27 protein-coding genes are annotated in these 26,514 nt (G+C 61.4%); 16 read left to right on the top strand and 11 right to left on the bottom strand.

Translation table 11 applies throughout. The features are described 5' to 3' along the window. The first annotated feature begins 43 nt into the window (after positions 1-43). A complete protein-coding gene (locus tag Q8K08_RS13380) occupies positions 44-940 on the top strand; it encodes a DMT family transporter (RefSeq protein WP_304800338.1) in 897 nt (298 codons plus the stop codon). Here the strand turns inward: Q8K08_RS13380 and Q8K08_RS13375 are convergent. After that, entirely contained in the window at positions 927-1,268 is a 342-nt protein-coding gene (locus Q8K08_RS13375; RefSeq protein ID WP_304800340.1) for a cupin domain-containing protein, read from the bottom strand. The genes Q8K08_RS13380 and Q8K08_RS13375 overlap by 14 nt on opposite strands. A 171-nt stretch (positions 1,269-1,439) precedes the next feature. On the opposite strand from Q8K08_RS13375, the gene panB reads away from it, so the two are divergent. Next, positions 1,440-2,276, top strand: a complete 837-nt coding sequence (gene panB / locus Q8K08_RS13370; RefSeq protein ID WP_305250352.1) for a 3-methyl-2-oxobutanoate hydroxymethyltransferase — start codon at positions 1,440-1,442, stop codon at positions 2,274-2,276. After that, the gene (gene panC / locus Q8K08_RS13365) at positions 2,273-3,118 is read left to right on the top strand and encodes a pantoate--beta-alanine ligase (RefSeq protein WP_304800344.1); all 846 of its coding nucleotides are present in this window, start codon (positions 2,273-2,275) and stop codon (positions 3,116-3,118) included. Before panB ends, panC begins: the two co-directional genes overlap by 4 nt. A 112-nt stretch (positions 3,119-3,230) precedes the next feature. Here the strand turns inward: panC and Q8K08_RS13360 are convergent, their stop codons facing one another. The 3 genes from Q8K08_RS13360 to Q8K08_RS13350 are packed head-to-tail and all read right to left on the bottom strand — an operon-like array spanning position 3,231 to position 5,796. Next, complete coding sequence (locus tag Q8K08_RS13360) at positions 3,231-3,728, bottom strand: flavin reductase family protein (protein ID WP_304800391.1); 498 nt, start codon at positions 3,726-3,728, stop codon at positions 3,231-3,233. Between the two features lie 17 nt (positions 3,729-3,745). Then, on the bottom strand, positions 3,746-4,639 hold the full coding sequence (locus tag Q8K08_RS13355; protein WP_305250351.1) for an aldo/keto reductase family oxidoreductase: 894 nt from the start codon (positions 4,637-4,639) through the stop codon (positions 3,746-3,748). Beyond that, positions 4,639-5,796 carry an LLM class flavin-dependent oxidoreductase gene (locus Q8K08_RS13350; RefSeq protein ID WP_305250350.1) on the bottom strand — a complete coding sequence of 386 codons (1,158 nt, stop codon included), beginning with the start codon at positions 5,794-5,796 and terminating at the stop codon, positions 4,639-4,641. Before Q8K08_RS13350 ends, Q8K08_RS13355 begins: the two co-directional genes overlap by 1 nt. Before the next feature lie 100 nt (positions 5,797-5,896). Here Q8K08_RS13350 and Q8K08_RS13345 point away from each other — a divergent pair, with 100 nt between their 5' ends. From Q8K08_RS13345 to Q8K08_RS13330, 4 genes are all read left to right on the top strand, one after another. Then, on the top strand, positions 5,897-6,598 hold the full coding sequence (locus Q8K08_RS13345) for a GntR family transcriptional regulator (RefSeq protein WP_304800350.1): 702 nt from the start codon (positions 5,897-5,899) through the stop codon (positions 6,596-6,598). 7 nt (positions 6,599-6,605) lie between these two features. Then, positions 6,606-7,733 carry a Gfo/Idh/MocA family protein gene (locus Q8K08_RS13340; RefSeq protein ID WP_304800352.1) on the top strand — a complete coding sequence of 376 codons (1,128 nt, stop codon included), beginning with the start codon at positions 6,606-6,608 and terminating at the stop codon, positions 7,731-7,733. 208 nt (positions 7,734-7,941) lie between these two features. Then, positions 7,942-8,754 carry an aldo/keto reductase gene (locus tag Q8K08_RS13335; protein WP_304800354.1) on the top strand — a complete coding sequence of 271 codons (813 nt, stop codon included), beginning with the start codon at positions 7,942-7,944 and terminating at the stop codon, positions 8,752-8,754. A gap of 108 nt (positions 8,755-8,862) precedes the next feature. After that, a complete protein-coding gene (locus Q8K08_RS13330; protein ID WP_304800357.1) occupies positions 8,863-10,104 on the top strand; it encodes an MFS transporter in 1,242 nt (413 codons plus the stop codon). A gap of 10 nt (positions 10,105-10,114) precedes the next feature. Here Q8K08_RS13330 and Q8K08_RS13325 read toward each other — a convergent pair whose 3' ends face one another. Further along, a complete protein-coding gene (locus Q8K08_RS13325) occupies positions 10,115-11,167 on the bottom strand; it encodes a DUF4424 family protein (RefSeq protein ID WP_305250348.1) in 1,053 nt (350 codons plus the stop codon). A gap of 138 nt (positions 11,168-11,305) precedes the next feature. Here Q8K08_RS13325 and Q8K08_RS13320 point away from each other — a divergent pair, with 138 nt between their 5' ends. Both Q8K08_RS13320 and Q8K08_RS13315 read left to right on the top strand, forming a co-directional pair. Then, a complete protein-coding gene (locus Q8K08_RS13320; protein ID WP_304800361.1) occupies positions 11,306-12,472 on the top strand; it encodes an MFS transporter in 1,167 nt (388 codons plus the stop codon). 122 nt (positions 12,473-12,594) lie between these two features. Then, entirely contained in the window at positions 12,595-13,617 is a 1,023-nt protein-coding gene (locus Q8K08_RS13315) for an aspartate-semialdehyde dehydrogenase (RefSeq protein WP_305250347.1), read from the top strand. Between the two features lie 61 nt (positions 13,618-13,678). On the opposite strand, the gene Q8K08_RS13310 is transcribed toward Q8K08_RS13315, so the two are convergent. From Q8K08_RS13310 to Q8K08_RS13300, 3 genes are read right to left on the bottom strand one after another with little or no spacing between them, the layout of a single operon-like run. Beyond that, positions 13,679-13,987 (bottom strand): transcriptional regulator, encoded by a 309-nt coding sequence (locus tag Q8K08_RS13310; protein WP_304800365.1) that lies wholly within the window; start codon positions 13,985-13,987, stop codon positions 13,679-13,681. A gap of 3 nt (positions 13,988-13,990) precedes the next feature. Then, positions 13,991-14,971, bottom strand: coding sequence for a sodium-dependent bicarbonate transport family permease (locus Q8K08_RS13305; RefSeq protein WP_305250346.1), 981 nt, complete (start codon positions 14,969-14,971; stop codon positions 13,991-13,993). A gap of 50 nt (positions 14,972-15,021) precedes the next feature. Further along, entirely contained in the window at positions 15,022-15,666 is a 645-nt protein-coding gene (locus Q8K08_RS13300) for a carbonic anhydrase (RefSeq protein ID WP_304800370.1), read from the bottom strand. A 143-nt stretch (positions 15,667-15,809) separates the two neighbouring features. Here Q8K08_RS13300 and Q8K08_RS13295 point away from each other — a divergent pair, with 143 nt between their 5' ends. The 3 genes from Q8K08_RS13295 to Q8K08_RS13285 are packed head-to-tail and all read left to right on the top strand — an operon-like array spanning position 15,810 to position 18,489. After that, a complete protein-coding gene (locus tag Q8K08_RS13295) occupies positions 15,810-16,199 on the top strand; it encodes a hypothetical protein (RefSeq protein WP_304800372.1) in 390 nt (129 codons plus the stop codon). A 60-nt stretch (positions 16,200-16,259) separates the two neighbouring features. Then, positions 16,260-17,651 carry a M17 family metallopeptidase gene (locus tag Q8K08_RS13290; RefSeq protein WP_304800374.1) on the top strand — a complete coding sequence of 464 codons (1,392 nt, stop codon included), beginning with the start codon at positions 16,260-16,262 and terminating at the stop codon, positions 17,649-17,651. Between the two features lie 13 nt (positions 17,652-17,664). Further along, a complete protein-coding gene (locus Q8K08_RS13285; protein ID WP_304800376.1) occupies positions 17,665-18,489 on the top strand; it encodes a C40 family peptidase in 825 nt (274 codons plus the stop codon). 60 nt (positions 18,490-18,549) lie between these two features. Here the strand turns inward: Q8K08_RS13285 and Q8K08_RS13280 are convergent, their stop codons facing one another. Together Q8K08_RS13280 and Q8K08_RS13275 are read right to left on the bottom strand one after the other, a co-directional pair. After that, positions 18,550-18,897 (bottom strand): DUF2794 domain-containing protein, encoded by a 348-nt coding sequence (locus Q8K08_RS13280; protein WP_304800378.1) that lies wholly within the window; start codon positions 18,895-18,897, stop codon positions 18,550-18,552. Between the two features lie 245 nt (positions 18,898-19,142). Continuing rightward, entirely contained in the window at positions 19,143-20,135 is a 993-nt protein-coding gene (locus tag Q8K08_RS13275) for an asparaginase (protein ID WP_305250345.1), read from the bottom strand. A 174-nt stretch (positions 20,136-20,309) separates the two neighbouring features. Here Q8K08_RS13275 and Q8K08_RS13270 point away from each other — a divergent pair, with 174 nt between their 5' ends. From Q8K08_RS13270 to Q8K08_RS13255, 4 genes are all read left to right on the top strand, one after another. After that, positions 20,310-20,834: an invasion associated locus B family protein gene (locus Q8K08_RS13270; RefSeq protein WP_370654131.1), complete on the top strand. Its 525-nt coding sequence runs from the start codon at positions 20,310-20,312 to the stop codon at positions 20,832-20,834. A 163-nt stretch (positions 20,835-20,997) separates the two neighbouring features. Beyond that, positions 20,998-22,185 carry a 23S rRNA (adenine(2503)-C(2))-methyltransferase RlmN gene (rlmN, locus tag Q8K08_RS13265; protein WP_304800382.1) on the top strand — a complete coding sequence of 396 codons (1,188 nt, stop codon included), beginning with the start codon at positions 20,998-21,000 and terminating at the stop codon, positions 22,183-22,185. Positions 22,186-22,338: 153 nt separating this feature from the next. After that, positions 22,339-23,376 carry a fatty acid desaturase gene (locus Q8K08_RS13260; protein WP_370654132.1) on the top strand — a complete coding sequence of 346 codons (1,038 nt, stop codon included), beginning with the start codon at positions 22,339-22,341 and terminating at the stop codon, positions 23,374-23,376. A gap of 48 nt (positions 23,377-23,424) precedes the next feature. Continuing rightward, entirely contained in the window at positions 23,425-24,636 is a 1,212-nt protein-coding gene (locus Q8K08_RS13255; protein ID WP_305250344.1) for a winged helix-turn-helix domain-containing protein, read from the top strand. On the opposite strand, the gene uvrC is transcribed toward Q8K08_RS13255, so the two are convergent. Beyond that, positions 24,620-26,494, bottom strand: coding sequence for an excinuclease ABC subunit UvrC (gene uvrC, locus Q8K08_RS13250; protein ID WP_305250343.1), 1,875 nt, complete (start codon positions 26,492-26,494; stop codon positions 24,620-24,622). The genes Q8K08_RS13255 and uvrC overlap by 17 nt on opposite strands. Positions 26,495-26,514 lie beyond the last annotated feature (20 nt).

The following is a 26,514-nucleotide window of genomic DNA, read 5'->3' as shown; positions in this document are numbered from 1 at the left end:
GGGCCCCTTTCTTTTCTGCGCGGGCCCCGCGATAGTCCACGTCATGAACCCTTCCCGCCCCCTTTGGCTGATCGTCGCCCCGGCCGTGTTTCTGGTCTTGTGGTCGGCTGGCTTTGCCATTGCCAAATTGGGGCTTACGCATGCCGAGCCGATGACCATTCTGGCGCTGCGTTACTGCCTTGTGCTGGTGGTGCTGCTTCCTTTTGTCGTCGCCTTGCGCCCACCGATGCCGGCCACTCTGCGCGGTTGGGTAGATGTCGCGGTGGTCGGCTTTCTGATTCAGGTGGGCTATTTCGGCCTGTGCTATCTGGCGTTCAAATCCGGGGTTTCCGCAGCGGGCGTCGCAATTGTGGTGTGCCTCCAGCCCATCCTTGTCGCGCTGATCGCACCGCGCTTTGTGGGGGAAATCGTCAGCCGTCGCGCTTGGGCGGGGCTTGGGCTTGGGCTGGCGGGGGCGTTGGTGGTAATCCTTGCACGGTCGCAGGTGCAGGCGGAAAACCCGTGGGGCCTGCTGCTGGCCGTCGGCGGGCTGATCGGCATTACTGCAGGCACGCTATATGAAAAGCGGTTTGGCATCAGCCTGCATCCGGTCACATCAAACATGATCCAGTACGCAGTTGGGGCCGGGTTTACGCTGCCGCTTGCACTGTTGACCGAAACCTTCCGCATCACTTGGGATGCCGAATTCATTGCAGTAATGGCCTATCTGGTTATCGGCAATTCACTGCTGGCCATGTCGCTGTTGCTGGCGATGATCCGGGTGGGTGAGGTCAGCCGGGTGTCAGCGCTGTTCTATCTTGTGCCCGCGATGTCAGCGCTGTTTGCATGGCCCCTGTTGGGTGAGGCGATGCCGCCGCTGGCATGGCTGGGGCTGGCCTTGGCGGGTGCAGGGGTGGCGATGGTCAGCCGCAAGCCCAAGCCTGTGCCTAAGCCCGAATGACGTAATCTTTCAGCGTGGTTTCCACCACTTCCCACACACCCGCAAAGCCGGGCCGGATGATATAGCTGTCGCCCACGCGCAGATGCGTTTCCGACCCGTCCTCGCCGCGCAGAATGGAATACCCCGACAGGATGCGAATATATTCCCATTCCGCATAAGACACCTGCCACGCACCAGGGGTCGATTCCCACATGCCACAATAGAGACCATCCACATCCTCGATATTCCACGTGGTATGCACCGGGTCGCCTGACACCAGTTTGGCAGGGTCTGGGCGATCTACTTCGGGCAAGGTTGCGCTTTGGGTCACGCGTTCGATCAGGGACATGCAAGCCTCCGGTTTTTGCAGTGGCTATGGGGCATGCCAAAGGCCGCAACGTCAAGCCCACCGAAGTTGCCGCAGCGCAGCGCAAAAATCTTGCGCATCTGGTCGCGGTCATGCACTGATGACAGGCAGTTTATGGACGCCCCCCATGGCGTCACTGGCAGGAGACGAAAGATGAGCGCCACCACCTCTGTTCGCCCGGTTCTGCCGCCCGACATAAAAGCCCGCAAGGGCGGGCAGCCGCTGGTGGTGCTGACCGCCTATACCACACCGATGGCTCGGCTGGTGGACCCGCATTGCGATATGACCCTGGTGGGCGACAGCCTTGGGATGGTGCTGCACGGCATGCCGTCGACCGTGGGCGTGACGATGGAGATGATGATCCTGCATGGCCGTTCGGTCGTGCGCGGGCTGTCAAAGGCGATGGCCATCATCGACATGCCCTTTGGCAGCTATGAGGAAAGCCCGCAGCAGGCCTATCGCAACGCCGCCCGGTTGATGGCCGAAACCGGCGCGCCCTGCGTGAAGCTGGAAGGTGGTGCGCATATGGCGGAAACCATCGCCTTTCTCACAACGCGCGGGGTGCCGGTGATGGCGCATATCGGCCTGACCCCACAAGCGGTGAATACCCTTGGCGGCTACAAGGTGGTTGGCCGCGACGGTGAGGCCGACAAGGTGATGGCCGATGCCAAGGCATGCGAGGCGGCGGGGGCCTTTGCCATTGTGCTGGAAAAAGTGCCGCAGGGGCTGACAAGTCGGATCACAGCGGCATTGAACATCCCCACGATCGGCATCGGCGCCGGGGTGGATTGCGACGGTCAGGTGCTGGTGATCGACGATATGCTGGGCCTGTTTACTGATTTCCGGCCCAAATTCGTCAAACGTTATGCCGAACTGGGCAAGCTGGCCGATGCCGCGATTTCTACCTATGCCGCAGAAGTCCGCGCGCGCGAGTTTCCAGCCGCGGAACACGCCTTTGCGGATGTGCTGCCAGCGAAAGCCAAATCGTGACCCTTCCCCAAATCGTTCGCACTGTCGCCGAGCTGCGCCAACACACCCGCGCCTGGCGGGCATCCGGTGACACCATTGGCGTCGTGCCCACCATGGGCGCGTTGCATGACGGCCACCTGAGCCTTGCCCGCGCAGCACGGCGAGACTGTGACCGGGTGATCACCACGATTTTCGTGAACCCGATGCAGTTCAACAACCCCGATGACCTGCTGAAATACCCCCGCACAGAAGAGGCCGACGCGGCTTTGCTGGCGACTGTTCCCGTGGACCTGATCTTTGCGCCATCGCGCGATGAGGTCTACCCTGATGGGTTCAAGACGGTGGTTTCCGTCAGCGGCGTGTCCGAACCCTTGGAGGGCCGGATGCGCCCTGGTCATTTTGACGGCGTGGCCACAGTCGTCACCAAACTCATGGGCATGACGATGGCCGACCGGGGCTATTTTGGCCAAAAGGACTGGCAACAGTTGCAGGTGGTGCTGCGCCTTGTACGCGACCTTAATCTGGCGGTGCATATCGTGGGCTGCGAGACTATCCGTGAGACGGACGGCTTGGCCATGTCCTCGCGCAATGTGCGGCTGACCGATGCGGGTCGGGCCAAGGCAGGGGTGCTTTTCGCGGCCATCACAGCGGCAGCTGATGACATCCGTGCCGGGCAATCCGACCGGATGGCCATTCGTGAGGCCGCTGAAGCGATCCGTGCGGCTGGGTTTGACCGGGTGGAATATATCGAATTGCGCGATGCCGCCACGCTGATGCCGTCTGACGATCCCGACAGCCCACGCCGGATGCTGGCAGCCTGCTGGCTGGATGGCGTGCGCCTGATCGACAATATTCCGGTTTAGAAAAGGCGCGGCGCGTTCCCGCACCCTACCCTGCTCTTTGCCCATTTTCTGTTCTTAAATATCCCGGGGTCTGGGGCAGAGCCCCAGTCCGCCCTCAGCCACAAGTCCGCCTTCAGCCCCCCTGCACGAACTGTCCGTAGCCGCCCTGCGAAAACACCAGTGGTGCGCCGTCGCGGTAAGCCGCGCGCAGTACGCGGCCCACAACGATCAGATGATCGCCGCCGTCATAAGTGGCGTGCTGGGCGCAATCAAACCGGGCCAGTGCGCCGTGGATCACTGGCACGCCTTCGGCGTTCAGCTCATGGCTCAACCCATGAAAGCCAGCGCCACCGCGACCAAAGCGCGGCAGCCATCCTGCATGGGTCGCCTCCAGCACATGAATCGAGTAGTGGCGCGCCTGCGCGTAATGCTCAAACCGGCTGGAGGTTTTCGCGGGTGACCACAGCACCAGGGCTGGGTCCAGCGACACGGCAGCAAAGCTGTTGGCGGTAAACCCCATCGGCCCGTCTGCGGTGGTGCAGGTAACCACGGTAACCCCGGTGGCATAACGGCCCAACGCGTCGCGGAACGCGCGCGGATTGCCTTCGGGGGTGAACACCTGTTCTGTCATCATCGCTCCATCAGCCATTACGGCACCTCATGACCCATCGCATGGGTATAGAGCTCGAACCACGTCTGGCGATCCATTTCAACACGGCAGGCGTCGGAAAGTTTTGCAATCCGGTCAAGGCTGTTGGTCCCCATCACCGGAAGTATCCGCGCGGGATGCCGCAACAGCCATGCCACAGCCACAGCTGACCAATCGGTGCCTTGCTCTGCGCCGATCCGGTGCAGCGCATCGCGCAGGCGCAGATCGGCCCCCGACAACAGGCTGCCCCCAGCCAGCGGGCTCCACGCCATCAAAGGTTGGCCATGGCGCTGATGAAAGGCTACATCCCCGTTGGTTAACGCAGCATGGGCGCTCAGACTTACTTCGATCTGGTTGGTCACCAGCTTTGAAGCCATCGCCGATTGCAGCAATTCAAAATCCCAAGGTCGAAAGTTGGACACGCCGACTGCCAGCACCTTGCCCGAAGCCACCATCGCATCCAGCGCCGCCCCAGTCTCGTGATGATCCATCAGCGGATCGGGGCGATGGATCAGCAACAGATCAATCCGGTCGGTTGCCATATCACGTAAAGATGCCTCGACCGAAGCGTTGATGTGCGCGGCCCCGGTGTCATAATACTTCACCCGCGCTGCCGCGTGCCGCCCTGCGGGGGCAACGATATCGCATTTGGTCACAATCTCGATCTGGTCGCGCAGAGTGGGAGCCGAGTGCAGTGCCGCGCCAAAGATCGCCTCGGCAGTGTAGCCGCCATAAATATCGGCCTGATCCATGGTGGTGATGCCTTGCGCAAGGCACGCCTCAACCTTGGCCTGCACATAAGCGGGGGTGGTGTTTTCGTCATCCCCCAACCGCCACATGCCATAGACAAGACGCGACAGAGAGACTTCGGGCGTAAGGGCGATTTTATCCATCAGCGGCGGGGTCCGTTTCCTAAAGGTGTGGCAGGCGTGCTGGCGGGCACACGGCCATAAGCGTGGGGCAAAGAGCAGGTTTTCAGTTGCGGCATCACTTTGGTGCCGAAATGGTCACATTCATCAAGATGAGGATAGCCCGAAAAGATAAACGCGCGGATGCCCATTTTTCGATATTCTTCAATCTGGCTCAGCACCTGATCGGTGGACCCGACAATCGCCGCGCCACAGCCAGACCGCGCCCGGCCGATACCTGTCCATAAATGCGGCTCGGTATAGCCGAACTGATCGGCAAGTTTGCGCGCCCGCGCCTGATGCGCCACACCTAGCGAAATGGAATCATGCGCGCGGTCGCGGATCAGTTTGCCGTATTCATCGTCCAGCTTGCTCGCGATATGCTCGGCGTACTCCCGAGCCTCGGCCTCGGTGTCACGCACGATCATATGAACGCGCAAGCCGTAATCCAATGTCCGTCCATGGGCGGCCGCGCGGGCATGCACATCGCGCATCCGCTGCGCCAGCATGTCCCTGGTTTCCGGCCACATAAGATAAACATCGCATTGCGCGCCGCAGAGTTCCAGCGCATCGGGGGAATAGCCGCCGAAATACAACAAAGGCCCGCCGTTCTGCTGATATGGCCGGGCAGGGTCAGCACAAACCTTGGTGATCTGATAAACGTCACCCGCGTATTCGATATGATCGCGCGTCCAGGCTTGCCGGAGGATTTCCACCACCTCGTGGCTGCGCTTGTAGCGCAAGGCGCTTTGCGCGACCTCGCCCGGAAAGTCCGAGCTGATGACATTCAGGGTCAGCCGCCCTTGCAACATATGGTCCAGCGTCGCCACGGTTCGGGCGAGCATCACGGGCTGCGTCTCGCCGCAGCGGATCGCAGCCAGAAAGTTGATCGAGGAGGTAATCGGTACGCAGCCTGCCACGAAAGACAGCGTATCCTGCCCCACCTGATAGGACGACGGGCACAGGATGTTGCGAAAGCCGTGCCCTTCCGCCCGCTTGACGATGCCCGAACAATGTGTCCAACTTGACCGCAGAGCCCCGTCCGGCACGCCCAGATATTCGTAGTCATCCGAACACAGCGCCGCAAACCAACTGATCTCGCTGGCATCCAGATCGGGCGAGGTGACTGGCACCACTGTCATGTCGAACCCTCCACATAATCCGCGAATGAGATGCATCTTTTCTCTTGCGTAGCACCGCATTTCATGTAGATCAATCATATATCAATTGGCGACCCAGAAAATGTCATCCCACGGCGCATTGCCACTATATCTGCAAATCAGCGAGCTTTTGATCCGCGATATCGCGGCGGGGCGGCTGATTGACGGCGAACGTCTGCCGCCCGAGCGCGAGATGGCGGCCGGGTTGGGCATTGCCGTTGGCACCTTGCGGCAGGCGCTCAAAACGCTGACTGACAAAGGGCTGGTGGAACGCATCCAGGGCTCTGGCAACTATATCCGCGCCAAGGCCGACCCAACGTCGGTTTATGCTCTGTTGCGGATCGAACTGCTGTCAGGTGGCGGATTGCCGACCGCCCGCGTGCTGTCGGTGGACCGCCTGCCCAAAGACCCCACCCTGCCAGAGTTTGGTCGCAGTGCTGAAGGCCACCGCATCCGCCGTTTGCGCTTTCTATCGGGAACCGTGGCAGCGGTCGAAGAGATCTGGCTGGATGGCGCGCTGGTGGGCCGGATTGGACCCGAAGACTTGTCAGAATCGCTTTACCTGTTCTACCGCCAACGCCTGAATCTGTGGATCGCACGGGCCGAAGACCGAGTGGGCCTTGGCCCCCTGCCCGATTGGGCACCTTCGGATTTTCCACACGCCCAAGGCACTCCGCTGCCAAAAATCACCCGCACTACATGGGGGCAGGACGGCCAGTCGGTCGAAGCCTCTTTCACCTGGTATGACCCTGACCGCGTGGCTTATGTCGCCCGCCTGAAATGAGGCTTTCATGACTCTGAGATATGGCATCATCGGCTGCGGCATGATGGGGCAAGAGCATTTGCGCAACATCGCGTTGATTGACGGCGCAAGCGTCGCGGCGATTTTTGAGCCTGATCCCGCGATGCGGGCGCTGGCGGCGGCGCTTGCACCGGGGGCAGTGATGATGAACACACTGGCCGATGTGGTGGCGCATCCGGCAGTCAACTGCCTGCTGATCGTGTCGCCGAATTTCATGCATCTGGCACAACTGGAGGAAATTGCCGCGATCAGGCCGCTGCCGATCCTGTGTGAAAAGCCACTGTTCACCGACCCTGCCGACGCGCCGCGTCTGGCCGCGCTGCGCGACGCTTATCCGGCCCCGATCTGGGTGGCGATGGAATACCGCTATATGCCGCCCGTGGCCCGTCTTATTGCGCAAGCCGAAGCGGTGACGGGCGGGATCAGGATGCTGACCATTCGCGAACACCGTTTTCCGTTTCTGGAAAAGGTGGGCGACTGGAACCGATTCAATCGCAACACTGGGGGCACACTGGTCGAGAAATGCTGCCATTTCTTTGACCTGATGCGACTGATTGCCGGGTGCGATCCGGTGCGGGTGATGGCATCGGCGGGCCAAGGGGTGAACCATCTGGAGGAGCGCTATGACGGCCAGACCCCGGATATCTGGGACAATGCCTATGTAATCGTCGAGTTCGCAAACGGGCTGCGCGCGATGCTGGAGCTGTGTATGTTCGCCGAAGGCGCGCGCTATCAGGAAGAAATCTCGGCGGTGGGGCCAAAGGGCAAGATTGAATGCCTTGTCCCCGGACCCGGCCGATTCTGGCCCGCGCATCTGGGTGAAGCCCCGGTGCCCAAGGTGATCGTCAGCCCGCGCAACCCCAAAGGCCCGCATGAACTGGAGGTACCAGTGGACCCGGCATTGCTGGCGGCAGGGGATCACAATGGCAGTACCTTTTACCAGCATCAGGGCTTTGCCCGTGTAGTGCGTGGGAAAGTGCGGCCAGAGGTCAGCCTGCTTGATGGCTGGTGGGCGGTGGCCATCGGCATGGCCGCACAGGAAAGTGCCGCCACGGGTCGCGCGATTGACCTGACCGTTGCCGCCTATACGCCGACAGGCGTGATCGGCCAAAGGTGATCTGATTTTGCCCCCGCGAAGGGCGGGGGCAAGCCGTTTGTTCGGGGGGCGCTGCCCCCGCCGCGCAAGGCTGCGCCATTGGCTGACCCTATCGCAGCGACGCGCGACTCCCCCGGAGTATTTGGGAAAGCAGCAATCGCGGGCAGTTCTCTCTTGCATCCGCCCCCCGAAATCTGTTCCCTGCGGCCCTGACTTGCGGGGGACGGCGATGACTGTGGTGAAACTGAATGATGGAAACCGGATTCCGGCGCTTGGGCTGGGAATCTGGCAAATTCCGGCAGATCAGACCGGGCGCATCGTGTCTTTGGCGATCGGCATGGGCTACGGGCTGATCGACGGGGCAGCGATCTATGGCAACGAAGTCGGTTTGGGCCAAGGGTTGCGCGACGCTGCTGTGCCGCGCGAGCAGGTTTTTGTGACCACGAAGATCTGGAATGACCGTCAGGGCCATGACGAGACCCTGCGCGCCTTTGACGAGTCGGTGGCGCGGCTGGGGCTGGAGCCGGACCTGTTGCTGATCCATTGGCCCTGCCCGGACAAGGGGCTGTATCTGGACACATGGCGCGCAATGATCCGGCTGCGCGAAGAGGGTCGGGTCAGATCCATCGGCGTGTCGAATTTCATGGGCGATCATCTGGAGCGCCTGATCGGAGATACCGGCGTGACTCCGGTTCTGAACCAGATCGAGCTGCATCCCGGCTTTCAGCAGGTTGAGTTGCGGGCGTTGCATGACAGATTGGGGATTGCAACGCAGTGCTGGACCCCGCTGGGTAAGGGGCAGGCCTTTGATGCGGCCCCGGTGCAGGCGATTGCCAACCGCAGCGGCAAGACCCCGGCGCAGGTGATCCTGCGCTGGCATGTTCAGCTGGGCTGTTCGGTGATTCCGCGCAGCACGCATGAGGGGCGGCTGGCGCAGAACATGGATGTGTTCGACTTCAGTCTGACCGAGGATGAGATGGCCGCAATGGCCACGCTGGACAACGGCACGCGGCTTGGGCCAGACCCACGGGTGTTCAGCTAAGCCGGGCCTTGGGTTGCCGGGCCTTGGGTTCATTGTGCGCATCACAAGATAGCATTTGACGGCGCTCCTGTCCGGGCACATCTTCCGCCCCCGGACAGGAGCGCCGCCATGACCCCGACAAAAGCCCCCATGATCACCCCTGTCCTGATTGCCGGATGTGTGATCCTGATGCTTGGCTTTTCCATTCGCGCCAGCTTTGGCGTGTTCCAGATTCCGATTGCCGAAGAGTTTGGCTGGGCGCGGGCCGAGTTTTCGCTGGCCATCGCCATTCAGAACCTTGCCTGGGGGATCGGCCAGCCCCTGTTTGGCGCGCTGGCCGAACGCTTTGGCGACCGGCGCGCGATCGTTGCGGGCGCGCTGATTTATGCCGCCGGTCTGGTGCTGTCATCCTTTGCGGTGACGCCCGGCCAGCACCAGTTTCTTGAAATTCTTGTGGGTTTTGGCATTGCGGGCACTGGCTTTGGTGTCGTGCTGGCTGTGGTGGGCCGGGCTGCCGCTCCCGAGCATCGGTCGATGACGCTCGGGATTGCCACCGCAGCAGGGTCCATGGGGCAGGTTTTTGGCGCGCCCTTGGCCGAATTCCTGCTGCAATCCTATGCTTGGCAAGAGGTGTTTGTGATCTTTGCCGCCCTGATCCTGTGCAGCCTGTTTGCGCTGCCCTTCATCCGCTCGCCCAATGTGGCGACACGGGCCGAGTTGGAGGAAAGCATGGGCATAGTACTGACCCGCGCCTTCAAAGATCCGTCGTTCAGCTTGATTTTCCTTGGGTTTTTCAGTTGCGGTTATCAGCTGGCCTTTATCACCGCGCATTTCCCGGCCTTTGTGACCGAGTTGTGCGGCCCGATTGATCCCGGCGGCATGCTCGCAGGAATGGGGATAAACACCACCTCTGCCTTGGGGGCGGTGGCGATTTCGGTGATCGGGCTTGCCAATATTGCGGGCACGCTGACAGCGGGCTGGCTGGGCAAGCGCTATACCAAGAAGTACCTGCTGACAGGCATTTACGTCGGGCGCACCATCGCGGCGGCTGCCTTTATCCTGCTGCCGATCACGCCGGAGTCGGTGCTGATTTTCTCGGCCGTGATGGGGTCTTTGTGGCTGGCGACCGTGCCGCTGACCTCGGGTCTGGTCGCGCATATCTATGGCCTGCGCTACATGGGCACGCTTTACGGCTTTGTCTTTCTGTCGCATCAGATCGGTGGGTTTCTGGGCGTCTGGCTGGGGGGCAAGATGTATGACATCACCGGGGATTACACGTTGGTCTGGTGGATCGGCGTGGGTGTGGGCGCATTTTCTGCCATCGTCCACCTGCCGATCCGGGAAAAGCCGCTGGTGGCTTTGCCCGCCTGAACCGCAACGTTTACCCCTCCAGCGGGGCGACGATCAGGATTTCCAGATCTGATGTCGGGGTGTAATCTCGCCACTCCACCTCAAACGTGGTCGGTCCGGTCTTTTTGACGCCATTCGCGCATAGTGACAGGATATGCCCCGCGTCGCCCTTGTCCACCGTCAACCGAAAGCGCCCGATAGGGCCGGCCCATGAATTTGCGGTGCGCAGCACGTATGATATGTGCCACGAAAGCCCGGTCACCATGCCATCATATTCCGATGCAGCCAGTTGCTTTGCGATCCCCCGCGAGGTGGCGGCATCAATGCAATATTGTGCGCGCAGTCCCGACAGCCATTCGGCCTTTGGCGGATCTTGCCAGACAAAAATCCCCCCCGGAGGGCGATTGTCATAGCTGTGCGAGATGCGCAGCACCTCTCCGGCCGGGAAGGTCTGGGTCCAGTGGTAGCGCGCAACGATCGACCACAGCGGCATGACATCTTCTGCGCTCAGGTCTGGCCCGTCGTTAAAACTCTCCAGCAACCCGTCGTTCACCATGTTGCGCAGTTGCACCGCGTTCAAAGCGTACAAGGCCACCAGAACAGCATCCACATCCGGCGTCATCGGCATACCATAGCGCTGTAAGGCTGCGGTAACATCGGGACCGGGGGTGTCATATTGCTCAGCCTGCGGACGGTCTTCTTCCCACGGCGGTTCAAGAACGGCGATGCGGTCTATGCTGACCGCCACATCCGCCCCATCCACCACGGCGCGGAAATTCACCAGATCGGGATGGCTGGGATCATCGGGCAAGTTAAATTCGGAGTTCAACAAAAGGCTCAGCGAGATCGGCGGCAAGGGGAAGATCACCTCGCCTGTCACATCCTGCCCGGTGAGGTTGCGAAAGACGTAATCCACCCGCACCTCGTCGCGGCTGATGACCAGGTCTTCTTCCTCCATCGCGATGGCATCCGTCTGGCCAAAGGTCAGCCCGGTGGCCGTCAGACCGCCAAAGCCGTCATTGGCCTGCGCCACAGGTGCCCAAGTCAATCCCAGCCCGACCGTCAGAACACCCGCAAACCGCATCCGACTTCTCCTGTGCAACGCGCCGCCACTGTGCCTGCGCCATGCCTGCTCGACAAGGTAAGCTTTCCCACACCAGCCCCTGTTGACCCGCCTGCCTCCCCCTGCAATGGTCGCGATCCATCAGGGAGATCACAGACCATGCGTGCCGGAATTGCTGCCCTTCTGGGGGCTTATGTCCTCAGCCAGTTTTACCGTGCCTTTCTCGCCGTTCTGACCCCGGTTCTGGCCACCGATCTGGGGGCCACCGCCAGCGATCTGGCCGCCGCGTCCGGCCTGTGGTTTTTGGCCTTTGCCGTCATGCAGATCCCGGTGGGTGAGGCGCTGGACCGTGTCGGCCCACGCCTGACCACCGCCGTTCTGATGGCCATCGGCGCGGCGGGGGCTGCGATTTTTGCCACGGCCACCACGCCGGCGACGATCAAACTAGCCATGGTGCTGATCGGGGTGGGCTGCTCGTCTGTGTTGATGGCGTCGTATTACATCTTTGCCCGCAGCTATTCACCCTCCGTGTTTGGCACGCTGGCCGGGGCCACGGTGGGCATCGGCAATCTGGGCAACATCGGCTCGTCCCTGCCCTTGTCGATGGCGGTCGAGGCGGTCGGCTGGCGAGCCTCGCTCTGGGGACTGGCCGCGATCACAGCGCTGATTGCGCTTGTAATCCTTGCACTTCTGCGCGACCCGCCCCGAGCGCAGGCCGGACAAAAAGGCAGCCTGCTGGACCTGTTGCGCATGCCTGCGCTTTGGCCAATGCTTATCATGATGGCGGTTTGCTATGCCCCCGCCGCCTCCATCCGTGGCCTCTGGGTCGGACCACTGTTTCGCGATGTGTTCGGCGCAGATGCGGCATGGATCGGTCAGGTCAGCCTGATCATGGGACTGGCCATGGTGGCGGGCAGCTTTGCCTATGGCCCGTTAGAGCGCGCGTTTGGCACCCGCAAATGGCTGATCCTTGGCGGCAATGCTATGGCGTTGGCCTGTATCATCGGCCTCTGGCTCTCGCCCCAAAGCCCCACGATCACCATCACCCTGCTGGCAGGTCTCGGCTTTGCCGGCGCCTCGTTCCCCATGGTCATCGCCCATGGCCGCGCCTTTATCCCCGCGCATCTCACAGGGCGCGGCGTGACGCTGCTGAACCTGTTCGGCATCGCCCCCGTGGGCTTGTTGCAACTTGCCACCGGCCATATCCACGCCACCACAGCCGCAAGCCACGCCTCTGCCCCCTACACCGCCATCTTCGGCTTCATCGCCCTGATGCTTGCCGCTGGCCTCGCTGTCTATGCCTTCTCCCGGGATCGCACCGACTGACATTTTCTGTTCTTAAATATCCCGGGGGTGTGGGGGCAGCGCCCCCACTCTTTCTTTTCAACCCTTCCCCCTCACCCCCCTTTGCGGTAAGGGACATCGTCGTTTGACGCATGGAGGGCCAGATGGGCTATAGAGTCGTTGTCGTGGGCGCGACGGGGAATGTGGGCAAAGAAATGCTCAACATCCTCGCCGAGCGTGAGTTTCCCGTAGATGAGATCACCGCACTTGCCAGCCGCAAGTCGCTGGGCACTGAAGTCTCTTTCGGGGACAGGACTCTCAAAACCAAAGACCTCGACACTTTCGACTTCTCTGGCTGGGACATTGCGCTCTTTGCCATCGGCTCAGACGCGACCAAAATCTATGCACCAAAGGCGGCCAAGCAGGGCTGCGTGGTGATCGACAACTCGTCGCTTTACCGCTACGACCCCGATATCCCGCTGATCGTGCCGGAAGTGAATGCCGACGATGTTATGCGCTACAAGAACAAGAACATCATCGCCAACCCCAACTGCTCGACCGCGCAGATGGTTGTGGCGCTCAAGCCCTTGCACGACCGCGCCCGGATCAAGCGGGTGGTTGTCTCTACCTATCAATCCGTGTCCGGCACCGGCAAAGAGGCGATTGACGAGCTTTGGAACCAGACCAAAGGCATCTATGTGCCGGGTCAGGAAGTAAAGCCAAGCGTCTACCCCAAGCAGATCGCCTTCAACGTGATCCCGCATATCGACGTATTCCTTGATTCCGGCGATACGAAAGAAGAATGGAAAATGGTCGTCGAGACCAAGAAAATCCTCGACCCAAAGATCAAGGTCACCGCCACCTGCGTGCGCGTGCCGGTGTTCGTGGGCCATTCCGAGTCGATCAATATCGAGTTTGAAGATTATCTCGATTGGGAGGAAGCCACCGACATCCTGCGCGAAGCGCCGGGCGTGCTGGTGGTCGATAAGCGCGAGGCGGGCGGCTATATCACCCCCATCGACTGCGTGGGCGAATATGCCACCTATATCAGCCGCATCCGTCAGGATGAGACGATTGAAAACGGCCTGAACATCTGGGTCGTGTCGGACAACCTGCGCAAAGGTGCCGCCTTGAACGCGGTGCAGATTGCCGAAGTGCTTGGCCAGCGCTGCCTGAAAAAGGGCTGATCTCTGCTCCAACAACCTTCAAAAGCCCGCCCTTTGGCGGGCTTTTTCATGCGCGCTGCGCTCAGAACCGCTCGGCGCGCAGCACTTCGCATTCCGTCACCGACACCACGCCGATATGGCGCTCGACCACGGCAAAGGCCGCATCCAGCAACATATCCAGCCGCTCGGCCCGGATCAGGCAGACCACGGCCACCATACCGCCGCGCCCGACCTGCCCTTCGCGCGTCCACTCCCCCGACCGGCCCGAACCACCCAAGACCGGCAGCACGGTATAACCCGTTACCCCGGCGCGGGTCAGCGCATCGGTCAGGCGGCCTTGCATCGGCGCTTCGATGATGATCTCGACTCGTTTGGCGATATGGGTCTGCATCACTCAGCCTCCGGTCACGGCTTGGGCGATGGCGACATAGGCCGGAATCCCAAGCGTCAGGTTAAAGGGAAAGGTCACGCCCAAAGACAGCGTCAGGTAAACCGAAGGGTTCGCCTCGGGCAGCGCCACCCGCATCGCCGCGGGCACAGCAATGTAGCTGGCAGAAGCCGCCAGCACCATCATCAGCGCGACACCACCAGTGGACAGGCCCAGCAGCAACCCCGCCGCCAGCCCGATCAATGCGCCCACCACCGGCATTACAAAGCCAAAGGCCACAGCTCCCAGCGTCAAAACCCCGCGCGACGTGCGCAGACCCCGACCGGCGACCAACCCCATGTCCAGCAAGAACAGGCACAGCACCCCCTGAAACGGCGACACGATAAAGCTTTCGATCCGCACCATGCCATCCTGCCCGGTTACAATGCCAATCACAAAGGACCCGACCAGCAGAACGATTGACCCGTTCAGCAGGATTTCGCGCCACAGATCGGCGTCCATCCGCTGCGCGCCACTGCCCGCCCGGCTGACCAGCCACAGCGCCGAGATGATCGCCGGCGCCTCCATCGCGGCGGCCACGGCCACCATATAGCCCTCAGACGCGATCCCCTGCGAGGTCAGCACGGATGCCGCCGTCACAAAGGTCACGATAGAGATTGACCCGTAGTGCGCCGCCACCGCTGCGGCATCGGTGATGGAAAGCCGTGTCATCCCGCGCAGCAGGCCAAAGGCCACAAAGGGCAGCGCAAAGGACAAGACCACCCCCGCCAGCAGTGCCGAGATCAGCCGCCCGTCCACCCCGTGATCCGCAACCGCCACGCCTCCTTTGAAGCCGATGGCAAACAAAAGGTAGATCGACAACGCCTTGGCCGCGGCCTCGGGCACCGTCAGTTCAGATCGCGCCAGTGCCGCAAACAGACCAAGTGCAAAGCACAAAATCATAGGAGACAGCAGATTATCTGCCGCCAGCGAAAGAATATCGTGCATGAAAGCCCCCTGTTAGCCGCGATATGGGAATCGTTTAAACTCTGACAAGGTCAGACCGCGACAAATCCCCGCGCCGGATCAAAATGTTCCAGAGCGCCTGCCCCGGTGTCATTCCACAGCCCATGCAACGTCAGCCTGTCATCACCGACCGCATCGCGCACGAACGGAAAGCTCATCAGATTTTCCAGACTGACCAACACCGCCTCTTTTTCCAGCGCACGCGCGCGGTCGGCGTCTGGCAGGTGCTTTACCCGTTCAAATCCGGGGCGCAGAATATCCATCCAGCGCCCGACAAAGGATGTCTTTTCTTCCAGCGCCGGGGCATGGCCCATGCACATGTCGTCGCAGCCCTTGACCCCGCCGCAGTTGGAATGGCCCAGCACCACGATGTGCGCGACACCCAGAGAGGTCACCGCATACTCGACCGCCGCCGAGGTACCGTGATAGGTCCCATCGGGGGAAAACGGCGGCACCAGATTGGCCACGTTGCGGTGAATGAAAAATTCTCCCTCATCTGCGCCAAATATCGAGGTGACATGCACCCGACTGTCACAGCACGAAATCACCATGGCACGCGGATGCTGGCCGCTTTCGGCCAGACGGCGGAACCATGCCTTGTTGTCCTGATAGGTCGTTGCGCGCCAGCCATGAAACCGCTGGATCAGATACTGGGGAAGGGGGCGAGCTGCATCCATGCCGTACGGCCTCCGCAAAAGGGCAACAGACCTAATAGGCAGCAATCGCAGAAAATTCGAGAGGGATTATTCTGCACCTGCAACCTTTTCTTCAGGATGCCGGGCGCAGTCTGGCTTTGGGTGTGAAACAAGAGGTGTGGGCCATGCAGGCTGATAATGTGGTGCGGCTGCGTCCGATGGAACGGGTGCGGCAGGATGGCGAACCGATTGCCACGATTTACCGTAATCTGGGCACGGATTCGGCGGAACAAGTGGTGTCGCGCGCGCTTGGTGAATTGGCGCTGACGATGGCCGGGCTGGCCAGTCAGGTGCGCGCGCATGATATGGCCGACCTGGCGCGCCAGTTGCGGCGCTTGCAGCGCATGTCGGAAAATCTGGGCATGGTGTCACTGGGTTTGGTTGCCATTGATGTGCGCACCTGTCTGGCCAGTGGCGACTCGACTGCCTTTTCCGCAGTTTGGGCGCGCTTGCTACGGATTGCCGAACGGTCGCTGGCACCGGACAAGGAATTGCTGGATCAATCGCTGATCTAGCAGGGCTTGCAGGCAGCACCGGAACGGCTAGGCTTTGGCAATCCTAAAAGGAACTGTCAGATGACCGACCTTCCCAGCCTTGCCCCCGCTGATGCCGTCTCATTGCCACTGCATGTCATCGCGCCCGATGATCTGCCCGACTGGCTGACCGGACCGGGCGCCGCTTGGGCGGGCTGGCTGGCTGGCACAGGTTTTGAGGCTGCATTGGGTGAACTGCGATTGTTGCCGGGGCCTGACGGCCTTGCCGGGGCTATCATCGGCACCGGCACGGCAAAGGCCCGCGCCCGTGGCAGGTTTGGACTGGCCAAGGCGGTAGCGGCGCTGCCTGCGGGTGACTGGCATCTGACAGGTGAAATAGCCGGGGCCGCCGCGGATGAGGCAGTGTTGGGGTGGCTGTTGGCCAGCTACCGCTTTGACACTTACCGCCCCGGCAAAACCCCTGCTGCGTTGCCGCGCCTGAAGTTGCCCGACGGGGTTGATGGCGAAACCCTTCTGGCGATGGCGGCGGGTGAATACCTGACCCGCGACCTGATCAACACGCCCGCCAATGACATGGGGCCAGAGCAGTTGCAGGCCGCGTTCTTTGCGCTTGCCCAAGAGCATGGCGCAACTGCAACCGCCATTGTGGGCGATGATCTGCTGGCGCAGAATTTCCCGATGATCCATGCGGTGGGTCGCGCATCACCCCGCGCGCCCCGCCTGCTTGACATGCGCTGGGGCACCGAGGGGCCTGCGCTGACGCTTGTGGGCAAGGGGGTTTGCTTTGACACTGGCGGGCTGGATCTGAAGCCATCCGCCGGAATGCTTTTGATGAAGAAAGATATGGGCGGTGCCGCCACGGTCATGGGTCTTGCACTGATGATCATGCGGCTTGGACTGCCGCTGCGCCTGCGGGTTCTGGTGCCCGCAGTCGAAAACAGCGTATCAGGCAGCGCCATGCGCCCGCGTGACATTCTGACAAGCCGCAAGGGCCTGACGGTCGAGATCAACAACACCGATGCCGAGGGCCGTCTGATCCTTGCAGACGCGCTGACGTATGCATGTGAGGAGAGGGGCGCGACCGTGATCTCGATGGCCACGCTGACCGGGGCCGCGCGGGTTGCAGTAGGGCCTGACCTTGCGCCCTACTTTACCGACGACTCCATCATGGCCAGCGCCATCGCGGCAGGGGCGGCAACTGGATTCGACCCGGTCTGGCGTCTGCCGTTCTGGGATGCCTATGAGCCTATGATCGAGCCGGGCATCGCCGATCTGGACAATGCGCCATCTGGTGGTTTTGCCGGGGCGATCACCGCTGCACTGTTCCTGCGCCGATTTGTCGATACGCCGCACTATGCGCATTTTGACATCTACGGACACAATCCGGCAGACTTGCCCGCACGACCAAAGGGCGGCGCGGGACAAGGAGCGCGGGCGCTGCTTTACGCCCTGCCCGAAATGCTCGCGCTTTAGGAGGAGAGACAAAATGGATCGCCGCACCACACCCTTTTCCGGCCGATTGGCCCTGCCGTCATTGCGGGGGCTGGTTGAGGCGACTTTTGTCCAAGGCGAGGCCGCCAGCGTCAAGCACCCCGTCGTCGACCTGTTGGCCCATCCCAACGGCGCCCGTGAGCGCCAGTTGCTGTTGGGGGATACGGTCACGGTGATCGACCTTTCCGACGATCACGCCTTTGTTCAGGCTGCAAAGGACGGTTACTGCGGCTGGGTCAATGCCGCTGCCATCGGCCCTGCCACAACACCAACTCATTGGATCGCCGCCCGGGCCAGCCATCTTTACACGCGACCAAAGATTCAGGCCCCAGAACGCGCCGTCCTGCCCTTTGGTGCAGCGCTGACCGTGACAGCCCTTCATGACAGCTTTGCGGAGACACCTCAGGGCTATGTGCCGCTGGCCCATCTTCGCGGGTTGAACGACCGCCCCACCGATCCGCTGACAGTGGCCGAGTCGCTTCTTGGTACGCCCTATCTGTGGGGTGGGAACACAGCGGCCGGAATAGACTGTTCGGGGCTGGTGCAGGCGGCGATGCTGGCCTGTGGTCTGGCCTGTCCCGGTGACAGTGACCAGCAACAAACACTTGGCCGTGCGCTTGAGGATAAGATGCCGTTGCAACGGGGGGATCTTCTGTTCTGGAAAGGCCATGTTGCCTGGGTCGCCGATGCAAGGCGCATTCTTCATGCGAATGGCCATACGATGAGTGTCGCCTTTGAGCCGATCGCCAGCGCCATCGGCCGCATTCTGGCCCAGGACGGCGGCCCGGTCATCGCCCGCCGGCGCGTCTTCACGCCCTGAATGTTGTTCTTCCACAAGGGACCGTCATAGCGAAGATGCCCGGAAGGGCGGACAAGTGTCTTAGTCGATGGGCCGGATCAGCTTGCGTTCCAGCACGCGCAGCACCTGCGCCAGATCGCCCCCACGTCGCAAAATCTGGCCATCCATCGCGACCACAGCATACAGACCTTGCTTGCCGCGCAACTTGGGGCGCTTTTCAATCCGATACAGCGGATTCTCCGCAGTCCGCCGATAGATCTCGAACACCGCGAATTCACGCAAGGTCGAAATGCCGTAATCGCGCCATTCACCCAAGGCCACCATCCGGCCATACAGCCCCAGAATCATCGACAGTTCATGCCTGTCGAAACAGACCTGCTCTGGCAGGGATGTGGTAAAGGGGAAGTGGCTCGGGGGTTGAACCGTCATGCTTTCAGATTACCGACGATGCCGATGAAATCAAGCCCGCATCCGGTGCCGCAGTTCCACCACAGAAAGACCCTGTCACTGCCGCTAGTGCACCCGATTGATGACACATGAACCCACGATACATGCCCTACGTAGTGTGAGTAAGGTCCGGGGATCGGGTGTTGACTGCCCCCGCCCAGATGCCCGGTCTCCGGACCGCCACACCGCGACAGAGGGCCCCCGTCAGAACGACGGGGGCTTTACTGTCATGCAAAGCCGTCAGACAGACGCAATTCACCGGTTTCCAGCCCGCGCCAGTTCTTCTGCACTGCGGGCAGCCGCTTTTGTGCCAGCGGATGTGCGGCATCCAACATGCCAAGCCGCACCAACAGTGCCACGATTGCAGCCTCGGCGGCGCGGGTTCCGCCGTCAGCAATCTTCAACGCGATGCCCAGCTTCTTCTCGGGGATCATCGCCACAAACACCGCCTCGGCCCCGGTCTTGATCGCCACTCGTCCGCGCATGGCGCGCATCAGTTCGGTGCAGGCCCGGCCTTCGCCTGCCACCATCTCGGGATGCGCCGCCATTGCGTCGCGCAGGCGCGCCATCGCGCGCTGCCGCCCGTCACCCGTGTCGCGCGCGGCCGCAAAGGCTTGCATTGCCCGCGCCAGTCCCGCCAGAGACATTGCAAAATTGGGGGCCGAGCAACCGTCAATGCCGTAGCCTGCCACGGCCTCACCCGTTACTTCCTCGGTGGCCTGACGAATCGCCTTTTGCAGCGGGTGGTCAATTTGCTCATAGTCCGGCCCCGTCTTCATGTGCCGGGTCATCGTCAAAAAGCCGCAATGCTTGCCAGAGCAATTGTTGTGCAGTTGGCACGGCTCCTCACCCGCACGTATCAGTCGGTTCCGCTCGTCGCGATCATACGGCTCGTGCGATCCGCAGCGCAGGTCAGACTCGCTCAGGCCAAGTCCCTCCAGCCAGCGTCTGGTTGCCTCAACATGCAGGGCCGCGCCCTGATGGCTGGCGCAGGAAAGTGCCAGATGGCGCGGTGTCAACCTAGCAGCATCAAACGCACCGCTTTCCACCAAAGGCAATGCCTGGATCATTTTACACGACGACCGGGGAAAGATTATGGCACCCGCATCTCCCCAGCTTTCCACCACACCGCCCTCGCCCCAAATCACTGCATGGCCCGCATGATGGCTTTCCAGCCGCCCTCCGCGCCACAGCTCCAACATCGGCTGCGCGTTTTTCATCTACACTCCCCGTCACAGATGCGCGATTTGTTGCCCATGGGGCTTTCGCGGATTGGTCTTTTTGCGTTATGAATGGGATATCGGGTTGAGTGCCCCCATGCCACAGGAAAAGCCGTATGATAAAGACGGCGGCAGACGGGCAGAGGCAAAGGACAGCTTGGAGGCTGTAACATTATGACATCCATCTTCGTGCGCACCGCACTTGGCGTTGCCATGGCCTTGGCCGCATCGTCCACATACGCGCAAGAATCCACGAACCGCGTCGCCACCAAAACGGATTGGAGCGTTTTCACTGAGAACAATCCCAAGGAATGCTGGGGCGTGTCCAGCCCAAAGGAAACCGTGAACAGCCGTGGTGGCCAGCCGGCTTCTGTGCGCCGCGGGGATATCCTGTTGTTCGTGACATTCCGTCCTGGCGCAGGCGCGCGGGGCGAAGTGTCGTTTACCGGCGGCTATCCTTTTGCAACCGGATCGACCGTCAAGGTCGAGATTGACGGCCAGAGCTATGATTTGTTTGCCGATGGCGAATGGGCTTGGCCCGCAAGCGCCGAGGCGGACACTGCCTTGCTGAACGCAATGAAGCGCGGTTCAACTGCCGTGCTGACCGGCGCGTCAGGTCGCGGCACCCAGACCAAGGATACCTTCAGTCTGCGCGGCTTTACTGCCGCCATGCAAGAGGCCGAAACCCGCTGCAAGTAATCGGGCCCAAAACGTCACGTTCTCGCGCCCCGGAGAATCCGGGGCGTTTTGCGTTCGCCTCAGGCCAGTATCTTGGCCGGAGGGACACAGTTTCGTTTTGCCCGGTTCCGTTTTGGCCCGGTTTCACCTATATGATCCTCGTGCTTCGCCAATGGATACGCCGATGACCCCGACCGCCCCGATTACCCAAGATGTGCTGACCTTGCCGCGCAAGCTGCCCGAGGGCGGGCTGACCAACATCGTCGGCCTGACGCGCGACCAATTGCGCGCGGCATTGATCGCGGCCGGCACGCCGGAAAAGCAGGCCAAGATGCGTCTGGGCCAGGTCTGGCAATGGGTCTATCACTGGGGCGTGCGCGACTTTGCCGCCATGACCAATCTGGCCAAGGATTACCGCGCCCTGCTGGCCGAGCATTTCACGATCGAACTGCCGGAAGTGGTCAGCAAGCAGGTTTCCACCGATGGCACCCGCAAATATCTGGTCCGCATCGCAGGCGGGCATGAGGTAGAGGTGGTCTACATTCCAGAGACTGACCGCGGAACGCTGTGCATTTCCTCTCAGGTCGGCTGCACCCTGACCTGTTCATTCTGTCATACCGGCACTCAAAAACTGGTGCGCAACCTGACGGCGGGTGAAATCGTGGGTCAGGTCATGCTGGCCCGTGACGATCTGGGCGAATGGCCGGTACAGGGCGCGCCAAGGGATGAAGGCCGGCTGATCAGCAACATCGTGCTGATGGGCATGGGCGAACCTTTGTATAATTTCGACAACGTCCGTGACGCGATGAAGGTCGTGATGGACAACGAGGGCATCGCCCTTGGCCGCCGCCGCATCACCCTGTCCACCAGCGGTGTGGTGCCGGAAATTGCCCGCACTGCGACCGAAATCGGGTGTTTGCTTGCGGTGTCATTCCACGCCACCACGGATGAGGTGCGTGACCAGTTGGTGCCGATCAACAAGCGCTGGAACATCGCCACGCTGCTGGATGCGCTGCGCGATTATCCCGGCCTGTCGAATTCTGAACGGATCACCTTTGAATATGTGATGCTGGATGGCGTGAACGACACCAAGGAAGACGCCTACCGTCTGGTGGAACTGCTGCGTGGTATCCCGGCTAAGGTGAATCTGATTCCGTTCAACGAATGGCCCGGCGCGCCCTACAAACGGTCCAGCGGTAACCGCATCCATGCCTTTGCTGACATCATCTACAATGCCGGCTACGCCAGCCCGATCCGCACCCCGCGTGGCGAAGACATCATGGCGGCCTGCGGCCAGTTGAAATCCGCCACAGAGCGCGAGCGCAAATCCGCACGCGCCATCGCAGCCGATGCGGGACTCGCACATGGATAATGCCGGATGGGCAATTTGCCGCGCTCCGGGTTCTGTTCAAATTTTTGTAGCTTATTTATATTACACGACATACCAGTCAGAAACCGCTTTTCTGCGGCCCAAAACTGCTACGACACCCAAACGAAAAGCCGCAAAGGCCCCTGAATGACGATGATGCAGAACGATCTGGCGCAAGCCCAAGAGGCAAGCGCCAGAAAATGGGTGCCCTTGCTGGCCAAATACCGTGATCCGTCCACCAGCCGCTCTTTGTTTGAGCTGGCGGTAACAATGGCGGGCTTTCTGGTCTTCTGGGCTGCGGCTTGGTCGGCCTTGTCGGTCAGCCCTTGGCTGGCTCTGGCCATTGCGGTTCTGAACGGATTTTGGCTGGTGCGGTTGTTCCTGATCCAGCATGATTGTGGGCATCAGTCGTTTTTTGCCAATCGGGATGTGAATGATTGGGTGGGCCGCGCCATCGGCGTGTTGACCATGACCCCCTATACGGTGTGGAAACGCACCCATTCGATCCACCACGCCCATGCTGGCAATCTGGACCGGCGCGGAATTGGCGATGTGATGACCCTGACGGTCGAGGAATATCACCAGCGCAGCTGGCTGGGCCGCCTGATGTACCGCGCTTATCGCCATCCGATCGTGATGTTCGGCATCGGCCCGGCCTATCTGTTCATTCTGGAATACCGCCTGCCCTTGGGTCTGATGACCGCAGGCTGGCGCTATTGGCTGTCGGCCATGGGAACCAATGTGATCCTGGCCGCGATGCTTACCGTCCTGTTCCTGCTGGGTGGCTGGCAAGTGCCAGTGCTGATCTTCCTGCCAACAGTCGTTTCCGCCGCCACTATTGGCGTCTGGCTTTTCTTTGTGCAGCACCAGTTTGAAGACACCTACTGGGACCAAGAGGCGGATTGGCAGATGCATGATGCCGCCCTGCTGGGCAGCTCGCATTACAAACTGCCGCAACCTTTGCGTTGGATGACTGCAAATATCGGCATCCACCATGTCCATCACCTGTATAGCCGCATTCCGTTCTACCGCCTGTCCGAGATCCTGCGCGACTACCCATCGCTGGCCGAGGCACAAGTGCTGACTCTGCGCGAAAGCCTGTCCTGCGCGCGTCTGCACCTATGGGACGAAGCCGGGCGCCGTCTGGTCACTTTCCGTGAAGCGCACAAGGTCTGGGCGGCACAAGCAACCTGATCCGGCAAAGGGCTTGACCTTTCCCGCGTGGCGCAGTTGCAATGCGCCATGCATCTGCCCAACTCTGCCGCCCGCCACCTATTCCTGCATCACCACGCCCTGACCGAGCCACGCCATGGTCCGGCCAAAGGGGCCGACCTTGCGGCATTGATTGACCGCATCGGCTTTGTTCAGGTCGACAGCATCACCACCGTGGAACGCGCGCATCACATGATCCTTTGGGCGCGCCGCCACAACTACCGCCCTCCGGCGCTCAAATCCCTTCTGGAACAAAACCGCGCGCTGTTTGAACATTGGACGCATGACGCGTCCGTCGTTCCCATCGCGCTGTTCCCGCAGTGGAAGCACCGCTTTGCCCGCGACGCCACCCGCCTGCAAGGCAACTGGCAGCGCTGGTTCCGCGATGGTTATGAGGCGCAGTTCGACACCCTCCTGAACCACATCGCGGCGCATGGCCCGGTCAGCAGCAGTGACGTGGGGATCGGCGAGGCGCGAGGCAAGGGCGGCTGGTGGGACTGGCACCCGTCAAAAACGGCGCTTGAATGGCTTTGGCGCACCGGGCAGATCAGCGTTACCCGCCGCGACGCGTTTCGCAAAGTCTATGACCTGACCGAAAACGTCATCCCGCCCGAGCACTACCGCCGCGACACCTCAGCCCAAGACCACCGCGACTGGGCCTGCGCCTCGGCGCTCGCCAATCTCTGCTTTGGCGATGAAACTGAAATTGCCCGCTACTGGCACGCCGTTGACAAACCGGCGGTGCAAGACTGGGCGCAGCGCGAAATCGCCGCTGGCCGCCTGATCCGCATCGCGGTGGAACAGGCAGACGGCAGCACCCGCCCCGCCCTCGCCCGCCCCGACCTGCCCGCGCAAGTGCAAGCCCTGCCTGACACGCCCAGCGGGTTGCGCATCCTGTCACCCTTTGACCCCGCCCTGCGCGACCGCGCACGGATCGAACGTCTGTTCGGCTTTCACTACCGGATTGAGGTGTTCGTGCCCGAGGCGAAGCGCCAATACGGCTACTACGTCTTTCCGGTACTAGAGGGCACAACGCTGATCGGCCGCATAGATGCCAAGGCGGACCGCAGCAGCGCCACGCTGCGCATTCGCGCCTTCTGGCCTGAACCGGGCCTGCGCCCGACCAAAGCCCGCCACGCAAAACTGGCCCGCGAGCTTGACAGGCTGGCTGATTTCGCCAATTGCACCACCTGCGCTTATGCGCCCGACTGGCAGCGCAACCCGCTTACCCTCGTGCGTTGAACGTGTCATAGATCACCTGCGCCATCGCCTCGGAAATGCCGTCCACTGCCGTCAGGTCCGACAGCCCCGCCCGCGACACCGCCTTTGCACTGCCGAAATGCGCCAACAGCGCCCGCTTGCGCGTGGCCCCCACGCCCGGAATATCGTCCAGCGGCGTGACCCCGACCTGCTTGGCCCGCTTTGCCACATGCGCGCCATTGGCCCAACGGTGGGCCTCGTCGCGCAGGCGCTGCACAAAATACAGCACCGGATCATTGCGTTGCAGGGCAAAGGGCCGCACGCCGGGGCGGTGGAATTCTTCTTTGCCCGCATCGCGGTCAATGCCTTTGGCAACCCCGATAAATGGCACATCATCCACCCCCAGCTCGGCCAGAATCCCGCCCACCGCCGAGACCTGCCCCGCCCCGCCGTCGATCAGCAGCAAGTCCGGCCACATATCCGATTTGCGGTCGGGGTCTTCCTTCAGCAGCCGCTCAAAGCGCCGGGTCAGCACTTCTTTCATCATACCAAAGTCGTCCGAGTTGGCCCCTGCCGCCGATTTGATGTTGAACTTGCGGTATTGCGATTTGACGAACCCATCGGCGCCCGCCACCACCATGCCGCCTACCGCGTCAGACCCCTGAATATGCGCGTTGTCGTAAATCTCGATCCGTGCAGGCGGTGCGTCCAGATCAAACGCCTCGGCCAAACCTGCCAGTAGCTTATTCTGCGTGCTCGTCTCGGCCATCTTGCGGGCAAGGCTTTCGCGCGCGTTGCGGGTGGCGTTTTCCACCAGTTCCGCCTTTTCGCCGCGCAAGGGAACCGCCAGTTCCACCTTGCGACCGGCACGGTCTGTCAGCGCCTGCACAACCAGATCCTCATCCTCCACCGGATGCGACAACAAGATCAGGCGCGGCGGCTCCTTGTCGTCATAGAACTGCGTCAGAAACGCAGTCAGAATCTCGGCCTCCTCGGCCCCTGCCCCGGTACGCGGGTAGAAATCACGGTTCCCCCAAGACTGGTTGGCGCGAATGAAAAACACCTGCACACAGGCTTGCCCGCCCTCCAGATGCAGCGCCACGATGTCTGCTTCGGCCACGCCGCGCGGGTTGATGCCTTGGCTTTGCTGCACTTGGGTCAGCGCGCGGATGCGGTCGCGCAACGCCGCCGCCCGCTCAAACTCCATCTCATCTGATGCGCGTGCCATCTCTGCCGCCAGATTGGCCTGTACCGTGGTAGTCTTGCCCTGCAAGAATCGCTCAGCGTCGGCCACAAGCTGCCCATAGCCCTCGGCTGACACCTTGCCGACACAAGGCGCAGCACATCGCTTGATCTGGAATTGCAGACAGGGCCGGGTGCGCGACTCGAACATCGCATCAGTGCAGTTGCGCAGCAAGAACACCTTTTGCAGCTGATTCAGCGTGCGGTTCACCGCGCCCGCACTGGCAAAAGGACCAAAATACGCGCCCTTTTCGGTCTTTTTCCCCCGGTGCTTTTTCAACTGCGGATAGGCATGGGTCTTGGAAATCAGAATGTTGGGAAAACTCTTGTCATCCCGCATCAACACGTTGTAGCGCGGCTTTAACTGCTTGATCAGGTTCTGCTCCAAGAGCAGCGCCTCCACCTCTGTCCGGGTGGTCAGGAACATCATGCTGGCGGTCTCAAAGATCATCCGCGCAATCCGCGCAGAATGACCCGTGCCGCGCGCATAGTTCGACACGCGCGCCTTTAGATTGCGCGCCTTGCCTACATACAGCACCTCACCCTTCGGATTCAGCATGCGATACACACCGGGCGACGCATCCAGTGTCTTCAGATAGCCCTGAATCACCGCTTGCCCGGTCTGTGCTACATCGGTTTGCTGGTTTTCCTCGGTCACACGAAGCCCCCTGAAAAGAC

The organism is Pseudotabrizicola sp. (genome assembly GCF_030684215.1).
GTDB lineage: Bacteria > Pseudomonadota > Alphaproteobacteria > Rhodobacterales > Rhodobacteraceae > Pseudotabrizicola.
Note: the sequence above shows the minus strand (reverse complement) of the source record. Positions and strands in the feature narration are given on the sequence as shown.

Bases quoted from the DNA above. Each gene is read 5' to 3' on its own strand.
- Q8K08_RS13295 (WP_304800372.1), top strand. From the start codon at position 15,810: ATGCAGGCTGATAATGTGGTGCGGCTGCGTCCGATGGAACGGGTGCGG.
- Q8K08_RS13300 (WP_304800370.1), bottom strand. From the start codon at position 15,666: ATGGATGCAGCTCGCCCCCTTCCCCAGTATCTGATCCAGCGGTTTCAT.
- Q8K08_RS13335 (WP_304800354.1), top strand. From the start codon at position 7,942: ATGACTGTGGTGAAACTGAATGATGGAAACCGGATTCCGGCGCTTGGG.
- Q8K08_RS13310 (WP_304800365.1), bottom strand. From the start codon at position 13,987: ATGCAGACCCATATCGCCAAACGAGTCGAGATCATCATCGAAGCGCCG.
- Q8K08_RS13285 (WP_304800376.1), top strand. From the start codon at position 17,665: ATGGATCGCCGCACCACACCCTTTTCCGGCCGATTGGCCCTGCCGTCA.
- Q8K08_RS13275 (WP_305250345.1), bottom strand. From the start codon at position 20,135: ATGAAAAACGCGCAGCCGATGTTGGAGCTGTGGCGCGGAGGGCGGCTG.
- Q8K08_RS13340 (WP_304800352.1), top strand. From the start codon at position 6,606: ATGACTCTGAGATATGGCATCATCGGCTGCGGCATGATGGGGCAAGAG.
- rlmN (WP_304800382.1), top strand. From the start codon at position 20,998: ATGACCCCGACCGCCCCGATTACCCAAGATGTGCTGACCTTGCCGCGC.
- Q8K08_RS13380 (WP_304800338.1), top strand. From the start codon at position 44: ATGAACCCTTCCCGCCCCCTTTGGCTGATCGTCGCCCCGGCCGTGTTT.
- Q8K08_RS13325 (WP_305250348.1), bottom strand. From the start codon at position 11,167: ATGCGGTTTGCGGGTGTTCTGACGGTCGGGCTGGGATTGACTTGGGCA.
- Q8K08_RS13280 (WP_304800378.1), bottom strand. From the start codon at position 18,897: ATGACGGTTCAACCCCCGAGCCACTTCCCCTTTACCACATCCCTGCCA.
- Q8K08_RS13330 (WP_304800357.1), top strand. From the start codon at position 8,863: ATGACCCCGACAAAAGCCCCCATGATCACCCCTGTCCTGATTGCCGGA.
- Q8K08_RS13290 (WP_304800374.1), top strand. From the start codon at position 16,260: ATGACCGACCTTCCCAGCCTTGCCCCCGCTGATGCCGTCTCATTGCCA.
- Q8K08_RS13260 (WP_370654132.1), top strand. From the start codon at position 22,339: ATGCAGAACGATCTGGCGCAAGCCCAAGAGGCAAGCGCCAGAAAATGG.
- Q8K08_RS13360 (WP_304800391.1), bottom strand. From the start codon at position 3,728: ATGACAGAACAGGTGTTCACCCCCGAAGGCAATCCGCGCGCGTTCCGC.
- Q8K08_RS13315 (WP_305250347.1), top strand. From the start codon at position 12,595: ATGGGCTATAGAGTCGTTGTCGTGGGCGCGACGGGGAATGTGGGCAAA.
- Q8K08_RS13305 (WP_305250346.1), bottom strand. From the start codon at position 14,971: ATGCACGATATTCTTTCGCTGGCGGCAGATAATCTGCTGTCTCCTATG.
- panB (WP_305250352.1), top strand. From the start codon at position 1,440: ATGAGCGCCACCACCTCTGTTCGCCCGGTTCTGCCGCCCGACATAAAA.
- Q8K08_RS13350 (WP_305250350.1), bottom strand. From the start codon at position 5,796: ATGACAGTGGTGCCAGTCACCTCGCCCGATCTGGATGCCAGCGAGATC.
- Q8K08_RS13270 (WP_370654131.1), top strand. From the start codon at position 20,310: ATGACATCCATCTTCGTGCGCACCGCACTTGGCGTTGCCATGGCCTTG.
- Q8K08_RS13355 (WP_305250351.1), bottom strand. From the start codon at position 4,639: ATGGATAAAATCGCCCTTACGCCCGAAGTCTCTCTGTCGCGTCTTGTC.
- Q8K08_RS13375 (WP_304800340.1), bottom strand. From the start codon at position 1,268: ATGTCCCTGATCGAACGCGTGACCCAAAGCGCAACCTTGCCCGAAGTA.
- Q8K08_RS13345 (WP_304800350.1), top strand. From the start codon at position 5,897: ATGTCATCCCACGGCGCATTGCCACTATATCTGCAAATCAGCGAGCTT.
- Q8K08_RS13320 (WP_304800361.1), top strand. From the start codon at position 11,306: ATGCGTGCCGGAATTGCTGCCCTTCTGGGGGCTTATGTCCTCAGCCAG.
- Q8K08_RS13255 (WP_305250344.1), top strand. From the start codon at position 23,425: ATGCATCTGCCCAACTCTGCCGCCCGCCACCTATTCCTGCATCACCAC.